This is a genomic window from Fictibacillus halophilus, assembly GCF_042680145.1.
Lineage (GTDB): Bacteria > Bacillota > Bacilli > Bacillales > Fictibacillaceae > Fictibacillus > Fictibacillus halophilus_A.
Genome location: NZ_JBHTNQ010000001.1, coordinates 430,616 through 445,117, shown reverse-complemented (window position 1 = coordinate 445,117; position 14,502 = coordinate 430,616). Strand labels below are relative to the sequence as shown.

Sequence of the window (14,502 nt, the reverse complement as noted above, 5' to 3'; positions counted from 1 at the left end):
ATCATTTTGAAATCAGAAAAAAGTTATGGAAACGCTGTCAAACTTGTTGTAAAATAAAACTTCCGCTCATTTTAAAAATAACAAAATATGTTAGGAGCTGATTTATGGAAACGCTCAAAGCCTCTCATTTATTTAAAGTGTATCTTTGGACATTATCTTTTTTGAAGCCTTATAAATGGCTTTTTTCTCTCGTTATTCTTAGCAGTATTTTTATCACGGGAATTGAACTCTTAATCCCGAAATTCATTCAATATTTTATTGATGTGATCGTGCCAGAAAAGAACACTAAACTATTCTTCTCACTTTTAGGCGCCACAACTGGATTACTCGCGATCATGATCTACCTCAGCACAGTAAGAAATAACCTTCAGCGCATTGTACAAGAAAAAGCTTCAAGAGACATACACTTCAATATTTTTTCGCATCTTAGAAAATTAGGGTTTTCCTATTTCGAAAAGACCCCTATCGGAGAGACCCTTTCCTTAATGAATACAGAAGTAACTGCCGTTCAAAATCTTTACCGTCATTTCATCCCTTTTATGATTCAAGAAGCTATCTTTTCAATTATCGCGATTTTTATTCTTTTTACGATGAATGTAAAACTCGCACTGATCATCATTCCTGCATTTCTCCTTTATTATTTAGTCGGTCCGCGCTTTGAACAAAAAGCATCACTTCTTAGTAAAGAATTAAGTACGAACCGGATTGCACTAAACAAGAAAATCTATGAAACAATCAGCTCATTGCTCGAAGTGCGTGCCTATTCTTCTGAAAACTGGGAGTACGGCCGGCTGAACGATAAAGTACATACCTATAACAAGAGCATGATTAAAGCCTATCTTTATGCTTATATCCGTGGAACCGTCCGGCGCCTATCCTATTATGCAGGGGCTATCGCGATTTTAATCTATGGGTCTATCCTTGTGCGTTCTAACAGTCTGACTGTCGGTGAGTTTTCTGCATTTTTATTATACTATTTTACCGCTATGCACCGCTTAACCGCTGTTATCACCTCAATGACTGAACAAAGGGTACTCATGTATCAAGTGGATAAAATCTATCAAATGGTCAATATTAAACCTGATGTGAACGATCCGGAGCAGCCAGCATTATTATCAGAAGTAAAAGGACACTTAGAGTTTAAAGACGTTCATTTTCGCTATCCTGCTTCAGACGACATTTTAAAAGGATTCAAATTAACTGTTAAACCTGGTGAAAGGATTGCTTTTGTCGGTACGAGCGGAAACGGAAAATCTACCCTTTTAAAACTCCTAGGAAGATTTTATGACCCTAGCAAAGGTGATATTTTACTAGACGGTGTTTCTTTAAGAGATTTGAAGCTTTCTCAAATCCGTGATTCTATCGGCTATGTATTTCAGGAAACGTATCTGTTCGGTTCGAGTGTACGGGAGAATATACGATTCGGTAATCCTGATGCAACGGATGAACAAATTGAAGAGGCTGCCAAAGCGGCATATGCACATGATTTTATCCTGGAACTGGAGAATGGATACGACACCTTGATTGGTGAGCGAGGCATCAAACTTTCTGGCGGACAAAAGCAGCGGATATCGCTTGCGAGAATGTTTTTGAAGGACCCGAAAATTATCCTGTTAGATGAAGCTACGTCTGCTTTAGACAACGTGAGCGAAGTTGAAGTTCAGCGTGCATTGGATACCCTTTTAAAAGGAAAAACAACCTTCACGGTAGCTCACCGCCTTTCAACGGTACAAGATTATGATCAGATTGTTGTCATTGAGCAAGGAGAGGCTGCTGAAAAAGGAACTTATGAAGAATTGATGGCTCGAAAAGGCTACTTTTATCATTTATCTGAAGGGCAGCATGGGACACAGCTGTCTGTTGCTGAAAAAGAAATCGTTTAATTGGAGGGGTTAGATGGATAATATAAAATGGCTTCTTCATTATATTAAAAAGATTAAGTGGTTCTTTCTGCTTTCTCTATTGTTGTTATGTTTAGAATCGATGTCGATCATCGCGACTACAGCACTGCAAAAATACATTATTGATGATGTTTTTATAAACGGGCAATACGAAAAACTCGTTCCGATCTTGCTCATGTTCGCTGGTGCTTTCATAGCGTATGCTCTTCTTTTTACAATCGCACCGCACACCTTTCATCGCATTCAGGCGAGAATCATTGATGTTCTGACAAGAGATTTTATGAACTATATGCAGCGCATTCCCGTTAAGACTTTTCATAATGAGCGTGTGACGAAGTATGTCCATTATTTATCAAATGATGTTTCCCAAGTAGCCGGAATGATAGGAGGATATATCCCAAGGCTTATCCAGTTGTTTGTTACGATTGCAGTGCTTTCGGTCATTATCTTCCTGTCATCCCCTGTTTTGTTAGTTTCGATACTAATGTTTAGTGCTTTATACATCGTGATGGGAAGACATTTTTCACCGTTGATTCGTAAAGCAGGAAAAGAAGCTCAGGACCGTAAAACGGATCTGCTTATACATATCGAAGAAGGTATCTCCTCTACGCGTGAGGTAATGGCGTACAACCGGACTGAGTGGGAAACTTCGATCTATAACCGCCACTTCAAACGATATTTTGATGCAGTCATGAAGCAGGCCAAAATCAACAACAGACAAATCCTCGCCAGTGAACCTTTAAAATGGGGAGCCTCACTAATCGTGTTAGGGTACGGCGGGTATAGCGTTATCCAAGGAAATCTCACGATCGGTATGTTCATCATCGTTTATCAATTTACAGGACAGCTGATGGATTCGCTTCATCGTCTATTTGCTTTTTCGATGGATCTGTCCAACATTTATGCCAACGTTGACAGGCTTCGTTCCGTGATTGAGTCGCCGACCGAAAAAGATGGTTCTCTACCTTTTAATGAAGAAATTGAATCTATTACTTTTAGTGGTGTTTCGTTTTCTTACAATGAGAAATCTGAAAGCAATGTGCTTCATGATCTAAAGTTTACGATTCCATCTGGAAAGAAGGTTGCCTTTGTTGGAACAAGCGGCGGCGGAAAATCAACTATCGCACAGCTTCTTATGCGCTTTTTCAAACCATCAGAAGGAAAGATTTTAGTAAACAGCTATGCCCTTCATGACCTCGTATACTCAGATTGGACGAAGCGAATTGGCTTTGTTACACAAGAACCATACATTTTTCCAGACACAGTAAGGAATAACCTATTATTAGGAAGAGAGATTTCTAATGAGAAAATGATTGAAGCTTGTGAAATGGCTCAAATTCATGAATACATTGAGAGTCTTTCGGAAGGTTATGACACCGAGATCGGAGAAAGAGGCATCACCCTCTCCGGCGGACAGCGGCAGCGCCTTGCTCTTGCACGCGCGATTATTTCAAATCCAGAAGTTTTAATATTAGATGAAGCAACATCTGCACTGGACCTTGAAACAGAAAGGCTGGTTCAATACAACTTTGACCTTGTAAGAGAAGGAAAAACGACTATCGTTATCGCGCACAGACTTTCTACCGTGCAAAACGCGGATATCATCTATGTGATGGATAACGGTTCAATCGTTGAACAAGGAACTCATGATGAGTTAATGAAAGGAAATACCGTTTACAAAAGTTTGGTTTATGCGGAAAAAACGTTAGAACTTGGTGCATAATGAAGAAGTATAAGCTGCTTTTGTTTGATTTAGATGATACCCTTTTAAATTCAGACTGGTTTAAAACAGGATTGATTCAAACAATCAATGAACATCCTTTAACGAAAAATTTAGACGCAGCTCTTTTCCTTGAGAAAAAGCTGCTTGTTCCATCCCGCTTGATCGAAAAGCTTAAAAATCGTGAATTTACCCCTCAGGAATTTCGAAGAGCACGGTGGCAGCATGCCTTTTCTCATTTTGATATGACACCTGACGATGAGATCATCAATGGAATAGAAAATCTGTTTTTACAAAAAGGTTTTTCATGTATTAACCAAGATTCATCTCTGATTCAGCTTCTAATGGATTTGAAGAATCATTATGAACTTAGCATTGTGACGAACGCTCTTTATGATCCACGTCAAAAAGTGTATCGAATGGGATTATCGAAAGTGTTTCCAAACGAAACCATCTTTTGTTCGGAAGAATTAGGGCTAAGGAAGCCAGATTTGGAGCTTTATCATGCACCATTGAATTTTTTTGGCATAAGGCCAGATGAAACGATCTTTATTGGAGACTCTTGGATTCATGATGTAGCAGGAGCCATTGATGCAGGAATCGATGCCATCTGGATTAATTCACGAGGTGCTGTTCCTTCAACCGGTCATTCCCCTTATGCCATTCTGTCAGATGTGAAGGATATAAGAGAATTATTGCTGAAGTAATTCATTAACAAAAAAATTGGGAGGACTAACCATGAACTCTACAAAATCTATCGTCGATAAATTAAATCTTAGAAAATATGCAAGCAAGCTGATTCTTAATCTCCCCGGGGAAATCGATGAATTTAAAGAAATTGATTTTGACGCATCAATTAAAAAAGAAAAATACGACCTGATCTTTGCTTTTGTTTTTAACTTAGAAGAGTTTTCAAATGAACTTCATAAAGTCATTGAGAAACAGCTTCTCAGCGACAAAGGATATCTCTTTTTCGCCTATCCTAAAAAGAATAATCCACAATATAAGGAATACATAGAACGAGATCAGATTTTTCCTTACATAAATGTTGGTGAGGATGGTTTTGTATCCGGCAGTAATTTGAAGTTCTCTAGGATGGTCAGTTTGAACGATGTTTTTACTGTGGTTGGTTTAAAATCCGAGAAAAAGAAGGCAGCTTCTCCCTCGAAAAAAAGCCAATGCGTAGATGACTATATCGTCCATGTCGATGATATTAAAAGGTATTTAGAAAAAAATGCTGAGTTATTAAGTTTTTACACTAGTTTAACATTCGGATACCAAAAAGATTGGGCGCGTTATGTATACAGTGCCCAACGAGAAGAGACACAAGAAAAGCGATTGCTTGAGATGGAAGACATCTTGGGTGAAGGGTATAAATCTAGAGATTTGTATAGAAGAAAAATGAAATAGCGACGAATAGTGACGAGATTACATCCCGTCACTTTTTCAATAGATCGTGATGAAAAATCAATTCAATCCCGTACTCTCCATCGTAATCCTCGCCTTTATAAACAAAACCAGCTTTTTTGTACAAATTTATCGCTGGTGTATTTGTTTCATGAACGGTTAATATTATTTCGTCTTTGTCTTTGTATTGTTGATTCACTAAATTAGGCAATGCTCTCAAAGCCTCAAATGCATAGCCTTTCTTTTGATGACGGACATCAATCGATAAGGATTTTAAAAGAATAGCTCTTTCATTATTCGTGTAAATATTTCCTGATTGATCTGTGTACAATGCAAACCATCCCACTACATGCCCTTCAGAACAAATCACAAACGGCTGGTTAAATTTATCTGCCTGAAAAGTCTCTAAAATAATAGAAGGAATGGATGTATAGATCGCTTGCTCGTCAGGTAAAGTGTACTGGTTAATTGTTTGAAAATCAGCATCTTCACACCGCCTCACTTTAATATTCGGTGTCATTTTGAACACTACTCCCTTTCTAAATCATAACCTCAAGGAATTTTATCTGTATTGAAGAATACCTTTTAATATTCCATTCGAATATAGGAGGCATCTAAATTGAAGAAGAAACTCCTTATAGCAGCTGTTTTATTATTTGGATTCGCTTTTGTATCAACGTTTTTAAGAGGACAAGATTCCCAGGTAAAAAAAGCAGAAACCACAGTAAAGACACAGCACTCAATAAAAGATGGCACTGTCTTATTTAAAGGTGAAAATGACTATTGGGAAGCAGAGTTTACCATTACAAAGAATATGGTGAACCAGCTTAAGCTCAAACATAAACATTCAAAAACCAAACTTCCTCAAGAGCTTTCCTTCACTTTAAGTACAGCTTTTAGCCAAGATAAAAAACAAATTTTAATTGGTTCATTTACCGTTTCATTCGACGCATTTCCAAACGAATTATCACTTCATTTTAAAGAGAATAAGCTCTTAAAACCCATTGGTGAAAATCTGGTGTTAAAGATCAATGGAGATGGTCATTATCAGTTTTTTAATTTATATGTAGTGGAATAATTAAAGACTTCTAATTCCAATTAATATTTTGAAATCATTTCGGTTCTTTTTCGTCCTTTTATATCCCTCTTTGGAGTCCAAAATAAAAACAAATTTCCTAATCCAGATCCTTAAATAAATCGATTGGAGATTTATAGGCAGAACGATTCCTTTTTCTTCAAATTCCGCACCATTGTTTATTTCTGTTTCCGTCCTTATAAACCATTTGTTTCCTAAACCGAATTCAATAAATTTCAAGCTGGGATCTCCTTTTTTAAGGACTTAGAACGTTTTTCTTTTCTTTTCAACTTGCTTCTCTTCTAATTTTTTTACCTTGTCGTAAACTTTGAAAAGCATGGCTGCTGTAAAAGAAAATTGGACCATAAAGAAAAAAGCATATGCAAATTCTCTATCCTCACCGCCCACAAGAGCACCTAATGAAAAAAATACAAGAATGCTGCCAATCATCGTTAAAATAAAAACTACTACCTGATTATCCATAGGATTAAGCCTCCACCACTTACTTATTTTTAATTTCTTCTAAGAGGGAAATTACTTTTTCATTTTGTTCAAAAAATGGTTTGATTTTGTTTCCTGAATTTAGCCATATCAAACATAAATACGAGTAAGATGATAAAAATAAAGAATTCCATAAACCACACTCCTCATCCACTTAATTTTAACATAAATATCCAAATGATTTATTTAAATTAGGTCATAATTACCTCTTCCCTTTTCCTATCTCTACCCATTATTGTTAGAAGTAGAGAAAAACATCTGGATGGAGCTGAATGGAGTATGGAGCGGATTTATAACTTGCTTGAAAAAGAAATAGTTGTAGCTTTGGGGTGTACGGAACCTGTCGCTATTGCGCTGGCCGCTGCTGAAGCTAAAAAATTTACGACTGAAGATATCACATCGATTTCTGTTTCAGCTAGTGGCAATGTCATTAAAAATGCATTGTCTGTAGGGATACCTGGCATGAGTTTTACAGGAATCGATTTTACTGCTGCACTCGGTGTCATTGCTGGAGATGCTACTAAACAGCTTCGAGTATTAGAAGGAGTTACAAAAACAAATGAACAGGCTGCGATCCAACTCGTTCGCGAAGGTAAGGTACAAGTGGATACTGCAGATACACCAGAGAAATTGTATATTGAGGTTAATTTAGAAACTCTAACAGAAAAAATTAAGGTAATCATTTCTGGTGATCACACGAATGTGAGTTACATCTCAGTTAATGGTAATGTCCTGCTGGATCAGTCTGACACAACGAAATCCATACCCCAAAAACAAGAAAAGTTCCCTGAGCTTTCGGTTGATGACCTTTACACTTTTATCTCCGAGGTACCCGTGAACAGATTGGACCTCGTTAAAAGAAGCGTTGAGTTGAACCGGGCGATTTGTGAAGAAGGTCTTTCAAATGATTATGGTTTGAAAGTTGGGAAGACTCTTTATGATCAGACGAAATCAGGTATCCTTACAGACGATCTCGCAACTTACAGCATGGCTCTTTCTGCGGCTGGCTCAGATGCCCGGATGGCTGGGTCGACCATGCCTGTCATGGCGAACTCCGGAAGTGGAAATCAAGGAATCGCCGTTACGATGCCGGTTGTAGCCGCAGCCGAAAAAATCGGAGCAACTGAAGAAAAAATGCTAAGAGCGGTAACATTAAGTCACCTGCTCTCCATCTATATGAAGTCGAAGTTTGGCCGCTTGTCTGCACTGTGCGGAGTTACCGTTGCTGGTGCCAGTGCATCTGCTGCGATCACTTATCTATTAAGTGACGACTTGAATAAAATTAAAGCTGCTATCCAGAACACATTAGGCAATGTTAGCGGAATGGTGTGTGACGGAGCAAAAGCAGGTTGTGCGATGAAGGTTGCCACCTGTTCGAGCGCTGCGGTACAGTCAGCCATTCTCGCATCACAAGGTATATGTATCCCTTCCACAAACGGTTTCATTGAAGAAGACGTTGAACAAACGATCGAAAACTTCTGCCGTCTCGGAAACGAAACATCAGGCACAACAGACAAAGTTCTTCTGGATATGATGGTGAATAAAAATTCCTCACAAAAAGCTAACTCCTAAAATGGGTTAGCTTTTCTTTATGTGTTAAAATTATCCATGCAGTAATTTGTAAATGGGGTTGTGGTTCTCTGATGACAATAGAACAAATAATTGGTGAAGGCAGTACTGCTCAAGTGATTGTTCTGGATGAAAAAACAGTTGCCAAACAGTTCTTTGAACATGTTTCAGACTCTTCAATTGAACATGAATATTTAATGAGCAAAGCAGTGATGGATTGCGGGCTTCCGGTACCAGCAATATTTAAAAAAGTAAAACTTAATGGAACAACCGCCCTTTTATACGAAAGAATAAACGGGTTTCCACTTACAAAGAAAATATCGAAACAACCTTGGACTGCATTTAAACTAATAAATCAGATGGCAAAAATACAAGTGGTGATGCATGATAAGGAAATCTCTGAATCTCCTCAGCAAAAAGACATATTGAAGCAAAAAATAAATTTAGCAAATGAACTTACTTCTGAAGAAAAACGCTTCATAACTGAAATGCTCTCGAAACTTCCAACGGGAAATTCTTTATGTCACGGAGATTTCCATCCAGACAACATATTGGTTACTGAGGCAGGTCCAATAATCATTGATTGGGCAGATGCAACCCAAGGAAACAGATTGGCTGATTTAGCCCGCACTCTGATTATCTTACAATACGGCGGATTGCCTTCAGAAATGAAACCTTTTAAGAGCAAAGCGGTATTATATGTAAGAAATCTATTAGCTAGCCAGTACTTAAGAAGCTATAAAAGGTCCTTTGATTTCCCTATTGATTCTCTTAAAAAATGGATACTCCCAGTAGCAGCAGCTAGATTAAATGAAAACATTCCTGTTCACGAAAAAGAAAAATTAGTCTTGCTTGTTAAGCAATACATAAAAAATAATGAACTCAAATAATGGGAGGTTTCTTATGATCTACGAAATGACGGTACAAGTTCGTGTTTCTGATATAATAGAAGGCCAGCGGTTTTATGAAACACTGCTTAACAGACAGCCAGATTTTACTCCGCATGAAGGATTTGCTGAATGGGAACTGATCCCGAACTGCTGGCTGCAAGTCGCTGAGGGTATTCCAACAGAAGGCAACGGTCCGATTCGTTTGGGTGTCGTTGATCTTGTTGCTGAGAGAAAACGTTTAATGGATATTTTAACAATTGAGGAGTTTGAAATCCATGAACGTGAGGATGTTCCTGTGAAATGGGCTACTTTTTCAGATCCTTGGGGGAACCGGCTAGGTTTGTTTGAATACAAAGATGAAGAAAATAAGAAAGAGAAACTTGAACTAATAGTAAGGAGATAGTCATGAGATTTATCATTGCATCAGTTATATCTGTTCTTTTAGGAGCTCTCGTGTTCTTCGCCCTTCCAGGCGGTGGAAATTTGTTAGAAGTAGAGTGGCAAGGGGTGTTATTCAGCCTGTTTTTTGGGATAATCACAACGCTTCCTTTCTTCCTTTTTTGCACATTGCCGACTGCTTTTATCGTGGAAGGACTCGCAACGAAGTTCTGGATTAGACTTAGAATCCGCCTGATTTTATATATTCTATTAACGGCATTATTCATCATTATTTATCGATTCACACTCTTTTATTGGATGGACTTCGCAGAATCCAACCTTTTTGCCATATTCGGTTACAGCATCGCCTGTTCCGTTGCTTTTTGTTACAGTTATACCCTGCTTAAAAGAAGAAGAAAAATTGAGCCGGAACCCGAAGAGCCTAGTAGTGCTAAGAGGTATAGAGGTTCTCATTAAATTCAAAAAGCTTGAGCGGATGCTCAAGCTTTTTGATTTTTAAGGATTTCTAATTTCTAGACCGTAATTTAAATTTGTAAGCTGTAATTTTTGTTTATAAGCGGTAAATAATTTTTATAAGCCGTAATTCTCATTTCTAAGCCGTAATAGATTTTCCGACAAAAAAACAGCTTGAGCAGCACGCTCAAGCTGTTTTTTATTCTTATCCTATTATCGGTTCCTTACCGAATCTCCTTCAATAAGGCTTACATTGATCCGTTCGTGCTCTGGCTTTTTCTTTTTTATAAGGTTAATCAGAAGTTCTGATGCCAGCGATCCCCATTTGTGCTTGGAATAGTTGATCGTTGCAAGTCTTGGCTGGATATATTGAGACACTTCAATATTATCGAACCCGATGATATGAACGTCCTCTCCGACACGCAAGTTCGTCCGGCTAAAATAGTTATACATGCCGATCGCCATCTCATCGTTCAGACAAAATACTCCAACAGGTTCCGAAAATTCCTGGTGAATCTTCTTTCCGGCAGCCTCACCTGATGGTTTGTTAAAATCTCCATCCAACTCAATATACTCAACCTGAGAATAGCGCTGTACGGCTTTTTGTACGGCCTCTAGTCTTTGACGGGCATCGAAGGATATTTCAGGTCCCTTCAAAACATAGATTTTACGATGACCCTTTTCAGCTAAATGATCGATCGCAAGAGTGGCACCCGCTTTGTTATCGAGCAGAACCTGAGAAATGTTCGGATGGTCCATTCTTCGGTCCATCACCACAAGCTTGTGGCCTCGCTCAGCATGGCTTAGCAATTCCTCCGTCTCATATGTTGCATCTAGAATAATGGCACCGTCAATCATACGCTCCGGCAAGAATCGGTGCGATTCTTTACCGCTGCAGACGATCAATTCATAGCCATTTTTACTGAGAGTCTCCATCATTCCCTGAAGCAGCTCGCCATAAAAAGCACCACTGTAATTCGTCAGATAGATTCCGATAATCTTTGTTTCTCTTTTTTTCAAGGAACGTGCCGCAGCACTAGGGATATAATTTAATTCTTTCGCTATTGCTTGAATTCTTTCAGATGTTTCCTTCGTTACTTTCGGACTTCCGTTTAAGGCATAGGAGACCGTGGATATGGAAACACCTGCTTTTTTCGCAATGTCTTTAATACTTACCAACGAAACTCTCTCCTATCTCTTTCTGTAAACGTTTTCCTTTATTATACCGAATGATTATGAATAAATCTCTACCGTATTCTTCTCTTTAGTCAATTCGCTGGCAAACTCGGAGCGATTCAAGACTAATCCGCCATCACGATAAAGGTTTTGATTGGTTTCTGCTCTCACTTCTTTACCGTTAACAACAAGACGGCTTCCTTCTTCTCCACGCATACGATAGATAAACGTTACAGGTTTTTCATCAAGCATATATTCAAATTCTAATCCGTCCATATCTTCTGGAAGTACAGGGTCAATAATGAGATTTTCGCCATTCGGACGAATCCCTAAACAGTTGGAGATCAACTGGTTCATATAGATTCCTGGTCCTGATGAATAGATGCGCCATCCGCCTTTTACTTTCTCCTTGCCTTCTTTCAGCTCGCCGAAACGTTCCTGCGCTTCGTAACGCGTTTTGAAATCGCCATCTGAACTGCTGAAGTAGGCATTGCTTTGGCGTCTCTCTGCATTAGGAACTGCTTCTTGAATCATGACTGGATTGATCTTCTCAAGACCACTCCAGACTTCGCCAGACTTTCCGAGTTTCGCCATCGCTTCTACAAAACGAATGTGTGCGTGAACGTATTGAAGTCCGATCTCGCGGCCAAAGTTTGATGCTTGTTCAGCGCGCTTAAAGTGTGTGCTGACACCGCCTTTATAATGTGCAGGCTTATCCATCAGCCTCACACCATCCGGACAATAAAACTTGTCCATGATTACGCTTAGATGCTGTTCGGCTTGTTCTGGAGTTAAAAGTTCTGCGATCATACTGCGGGTCATCGGCAGCAATCGATAGTTAATACCTGTTGTATTATCGCTTGGGTGCAGCATGAGCTTTGGCTCTTCTGCATTCTCCATATAGACAAATCCTGGAATCACATCATGGCTCAGCATATATTTTTGATATTCAGACTTAATGTTTTCTGCAAGCTTCCCTAATTCGAGAGACTTCTCTTCGTCCACATTGTTCACCATTCTTGAGAACTGTGTCATCACTTGATACGTTAAAGCGACTGTCCAAGAGCTCACCATGAATTTTTTCAGCTGAGGATTTGCTGGCTGAAGCGTATCATCCCAGTCCCCGTCTCCGTAAGAAGACAAGTGAGTATCATGCAAGAAGTTCGCTTTCATATAGTCGATCTGCTTTTGTATGTGGGCCATCAAAGTAGCTTTTTTCTCGGTAAAACCGAACGAGCTCTCCGTATAAGGGATCTCCTCATTTAAAATCGAAAAATCGTTTGTTGCGGCGAGATAATCAGTCACAGCTTTTAACGGCCAAACGATGATATCTCCATGGGATTCTTCCTGCTGAATCTTGAAATACTGATCAAACATGAACCATTGCGGCCAGTTCCCTGTTTCCTCGTATTGATGTGAGTAAACAGTCAACAAGATCTCTTTTACCGCGTCATAATGCTGTGTCGCCAAGAAAAATTCAGTCGGTCCCTGGCAAACATCGCGTGTACCCCAAGCTGCACCGCCGTACTGCTCCAATCCGTGCGGAACTGAATAATGAATGAGCATGTTATGCGTATACCAGTGTGCTAATGCATTCATTTTCTGAAGTTCTGCTGTTTCTTCTCCGCCTTTTGATAAATGGAAGCCGCGATTCGTGTTTCGGATAAATTCGCGGTATCGCTCAATTTCAATTTCGGCTTCTTTTTCATTAAATGGAATTGCCTGTCCGTCAATGAGTCCTTGAACCGTAACCGTCCATTCACTTGCTGGAGCTAAGTCACATACAACGAGTGAAGCTGACAGAGGCTCAATGTTCTCACCGAAAATCGTCTCATCTGTCATTACCATCTCTGCGCCATTTACTTTCATTCTATAGCTTAAGTTTTTATATGTTTTTGCACTGTCTGATGAAGAATCTGCAGTGAACGTCAGTACATTCTCTTCTTTTTCCACTTTAAACGGCACTTCATATTCCTGGTTGTTCATGGATATTTGATTCGTTACGACGAAACGGTATTTCTTTCCGCTTTGTGTCTTCACTTGCAGCTCTACCTCAGGTGTATCAACCGTTGTGAAGTTTGTGATGATAAACATTTCATCTTCTGTTTTATAGAACCAGCGCGTATAGTTATAGCCCATCTCAAATAGTGAGGGCATCGTCAACAGCTGAAGTTTGCCGGCGAGTTTAACATAGATGCGCTGACCGGAAGTTTTCATCACATTCAATGCATTCCGCGCATTTGTCATCATTTTATGAAACGATGTGTTTCCGACAACTAGCTGGGAGTTGAAGATTCCGTACATATATGAAGTTGTTGAAATCGTATCTTCTTTTAGATGAACATTGTTGCCTGTTACTAGAATGTGCCCGTGCGGACGTTCTACGATTCTTTCTTTCTCTTTTAAAACGATATGTTCATAAGTAGGTGTAAAGAAAGACAGTAACGTGTCTCCTTCATATTCTTCTAAAATTCTTTCCGGGAATAGCAGGTCTACTTCTTCAATCGTTAGATCTTCTGTTTTTAATGTTCCTGCAAACTCTTCATTCATGCTTACTTTTGGAAGAGAAATCGTTTCTTCTACACTTTGAGATTGCACGTCTTTCCAAGCATCAAGCACTTCTGAAGTATATTCAACGGAAGTAATCGCTTCTGGATGGTCCTCTTTAAAGCAGCCATAAAATACAAACTGCTCTTTCCCATGAAGTTCAACCGCTTCTGACTGAAGAGCTATATAAGCAAACTCGTATTGATAGACTTCTTTTGGAAGATTTTCTTTATATAATGCTTCAGGTACATCCGTTTCTTTGTAAGAACGGCCAAAGAATTGGAAACCATCAGTCGCATATCCCATTGCTTTTGTCAGTGAACCTTGCTGAAGGTAAGGAAATGCTGTACCATTCGGCTGGTTTTGCCGTGAACAAACAACATAGCCTAATGTTTCTTTTTCAAAAACGCGATGGTCGATATATTGAGCAATGAACGCCTCATTTGTCCGGACTGCCCCTCTATGCGCAAGTCCAACATCCTGTCCGTAGATGATGTCGGCTTTTACATCCGATCCTTCTAATTCAATGCTCCAGAACCAGATGCCTTTCTCTGATAACGAGAATGTAACAGAATAAGAAACACCTTCAAATGATCCTTTCCAGAATACATGGCTGTCTGTATGAGAAACTGAACTATTTGAACGAACACCTAATAGCGGAGTTACTTTGATGCCATCCTTTTGAAAGAGGCGCAGATATAAGTTATTCAAAGCGCCGTCGATCGGGTTGCTCATCCATTGATTGATCATCGTATCGTTATGAGAAACTTCAAAAATATCGCCAGAGTTCAAAAAAGTAAATCGATAGTCACCGGCTTTAATTTCAAAGTTTCCTTTTGTCATAGTTGTCATAAGTTACCCCTC

The 14,502-nt window shown here is 39.2% G+C and carries 14 protein-coding genes; 9 read left to right on the top strand and 5 right to left on the bottom strand.

Going from position 1 to position 14,502, the window contains the following annotated elements; translation table 11 throughout:
• Positions 1 to 104 precede the first annotated feature (104 nt).
• Genes ACFQ4X_RS02290 through ACFQ4X_RS02275 form a run of 4 tightly spaced genes read left to right on the top strand, consistent with a single transcriptional unit; the run spans position 105 to position 5,031 of the window.
• Positions 105 to 1,883, top strand: a complete 1,779-nt coding sequence (locus tag ACFQ4X_RS02290) for an ABC transporter ATP-binding protein (RefSeq protein WP_379832950.1) — start codon at positions 105 to 107, stop codon at positions 1,881 to 1,883.
• Between the two features lie 13 nt (positions 1,884 to 1,896).
• Positions 1,897 to 3,624, top strand: a complete 1,728-nt coding sequence (locus ACFQ4X_RS02285; RefSeq protein ID WP_379832949.1) for an ABC transporter ATP-binding protein — start codon at positions 1,897 to 1,899, stop codon at positions 3,622 to 3,624.
• Positions 3,624 to 4,328, top strand: a complete 705-nt coding sequence (locus ACFQ4X_RS02280) for an HAD family hydrolase (protein ID WP_379832948.1) — start codon at positions 3,624 to 3,626, stop codon at positions 4,326 to 4,328. Before ACFQ4X_RS02285 ends, ACFQ4X_RS02280 begins: the two co-directional genes overlap by 1 nt.
• Before the next feature lie 31 nt (positions 4,329 to 4,359).
• On the top strand, positions 4,360 to 5,031 hold the full coding sequence (locus ACFQ4X_RS02275) for a YdeI/OmpD-associated family protein (RefSeq protein ID WP_379832947.1): 672 nt from the start codon (positions 4,360 to 4,362) through the stop codon (positions 5,029 to 5,031).
• Positions 5,032 to 5,059: 28 nt separating this feature from the next.
• Here ACFQ4X_RS02275 and ACFQ4X_RS02270 read toward each other — a convergent pair whose 3' ends face one another.
• Positions 5,060 to 5,548 (bottom strand): GNAT family N-acetyltransferase, encoded by a 489-nt coding sequence (locus tag ACFQ4X_RS02270; RefSeq protein ID WP_379832946.1) that lies wholly within the window; start codon positions 5,546 to 5,548, stop codon positions 5,060 to 5,062.
• A gap of 99 nt (positions 5,549 to 5,647) precedes the next feature.
• On the opposite strand from ACFQ4X_RS02270, the gene ACFQ4X_RS02265 reads away from it, so the two are divergent.
• A complete protein-coding gene (locus ACFQ4X_RS02265; protein ID WP_379832945.1) occupies positions 5,648 to 6,106 on the top strand; it encodes a hypothetical protein in 459 nt (152 codons plus the stop codon).
• On the opposite strand, the gene ACFQ4X_RS02260 is transcribed toward ACFQ4X_RS02265, so the two are convergent.
• On the bottom strand, positions 6,107 to 6,343 hold the full coding sequence (locus ACFQ4X_RS02260; protein ID WP_379832944.1) for a DUF3977 family protein: 237 nt from the start codon (positions 6,341 to 6,343) through the stop codon (positions 6,107 to 6,109).
• Between the two features lie 24 nt (positions 6,344 to 6,367).
• Entirely contained in the window at positions 6,368 to 6,586 is a 219-nt protein-coding gene (locus tag ACFQ4X_RS02255; protein WP_379832943.1) for a hypothetical protein, read from the bottom strand.
• A 297-nt stretch (positions 6,587 to 6,883) separates the two neighbouring features.
• Between ACFQ4X_RS02255 and ACFQ4X_RS02250 the strand changes: the two genes are divergently transcribed.
• The 4 genes from ACFQ4X_RS02250 to ACFQ4X_RS02235 all read left to right on the top strand — a co-directional run bounded on the left by ACFQ4X_RS02250 (position 6,884) and on the right by ACFQ4X_RS02235 (position 9,918).
• Complete coding sequence (locus ACFQ4X_RS02250; RefSeq protein ID WP_379832942.1) at positions 6,884 to 8,176, top strand: serine dehydratase subunit alpha family protein; 1,293 nt, start codon at positions 6,884 to 6,886, stop codon at positions 8,174 to 8,176.
• 71 nt (positions 8,177 to 8,247) lie between these two features.
• Positions 8,248 to 9,063 carry an aminoglycoside phosphotransferase family protein gene (locus ACFQ4X_RS02245; protein WP_379832941.1) on the top strand — a complete coding sequence of 272 codons (816 nt, stop codon included), beginning with the start codon at positions 8,248 to 8,250 and terminating at the stop codon, positions 9,061 to 9,063.
• 13 nt (positions 9,064 to 9,076) lie between these two features.
• Positions 9,077 to 9,466, top strand: a complete 390-nt coding sequence (locus ACFQ4X_RS02240; RefSeq protein ID WP_379832940.1) for a VOC family protein — start codon at positions 9,077 to 9,079, stop codon at positions 9,464 to 9,466.
• 2 nt (positions 9,467 to 9,468) lie between these two features.
• Positions 9,469 to 9,918 carry a hypothetical protein gene (locus ACFQ4X_RS02235; protein WP_379832939.1) on the top strand — a complete coding sequence of 150 codons (450 nt, stop codon included), beginning with the start codon at positions 9,469 to 9,471 and terminating at the stop codon, positions 9,916 to 9,918.
• 210 nt (positions 9,919 to 10,128) lie between these two features.
• On the opposite strand, the gene ACFQ4X_RS02230 is transcribed toward ACFQ4X_RS02235, so the two are convergent.
• Both ACFQ4X_RS02230 and ACFQ4X_RS02225 read right to left on the bottom strand, forming a co-directional pair.
• Positions 10,129 to 11,094 carry a LacI family DNA-binding transcriptional regulator gene (locus tag ACFQ4X_RS02230; RefSeq protein ID WP_379832938.1) on the bottom strand — a complete coding sequence of 322 codons (966 nt, stop codon included), beginning with the start codon at positions 11,092 to 11,094 and terminating at the stop codon, positions 10,129 to 10,131.
• Between the two features lie 54 nt (positions 11,095 to 11,148).
• Positions 11,149 to 14,490 (bottom strand): GH36-type glycosyl hydrolase domain-containing protein, encoded by a 3,342-nt coding sequence (locus ACFQ4X_RS02225; RefSeq protein WP_379832937.1) that lies wholly within the window; start codon positions 14,488 to 14,490, stop codon positions 11,149 to 11,151.
• Positions 14,491 to 14,502: the final 12 nt, after the last annotated feature.

Bases quoted from the DNA above. Each gene is read 5' to 3' on its own strand.
- ACFQ4X_RS02290 (WP_379832950.1), top strand. From the start codon at position 105: ATGGAAACGCTCAAAGCCTCTCATTTATTTAAAGTGTATCTTTGGACA.
- ACFQ4X_RS02285 (WP_379832949.1), top strand. From the start codon at position 1,897: ATGGATAATATAAAATGGCTTCTTCATTATATTAAAAAGATTAAGTGG.
- ACFQ4X_RS02280 (WP_379832948.1), top strand. From the start codon at position 3,624: ATGAAGAAGTATAAGCTGCTTTTGTTTGATTTAGATGATACCCTTTTA.
- ACFQ4X_RS02275 (WP_379832947.1), top strand. From the start codon at position 4,360: ATGAACTCTACAAAATCTATCGTCGATAAATTAAATCTTAGAAAATAT.
- ACFQ4X_RS02270 (WP_379832946.1), bottom strand. From the start codon at position 5,548: ATGACACCGAATATTAAAGTGAGGCGGTGTGAAGATGCTGATTTTCAA.
- ACFQ4X_RS02255 (WP_379832943.1), bottom strand. From the start codon at position 6,586: ATGGATAATCAGGTAGTAGTTTTTATTTTAACGATGATTGGCAGCATT.
- ACFQ4X_RS02250 (WP_379832942.1), top strand. From the start codon at position 6,884: ATGGAGCGGATTTATAACTTGCTTGAAAAAGAAATAGTTGTAGCTTTG.
- ACFQ4X_RS02245 (WP_379832941.1), top strand. From the start codon at position 8,248: ATGACAATAGAACAAATAATTGGTGAAGGCAGTACTGCTCAAGTGATT.
- ACFQ4X_RS02240 (WP_379832940.1), top strand. From the start codon at position 9,077: ATGATCTACGAAATGACGGTACAAGTTCGTGTTTCTGATATAATAGAA.
- ACFQ4X_RS02235 (WP_379832939.1), top strand. From the start codon at position 9,469: ATGAGATTTATCATTGCATCAGTTATATCTGTTCTTTTAGGAGCTCTC.
- ACFQ4X_RS02225 (WP_379832937.1), bottom strand. From the start codon at position 14,490: ATGACAACTATGACAAAAGGAAACTTTGAAATTAAAGCCGGTGACTAT.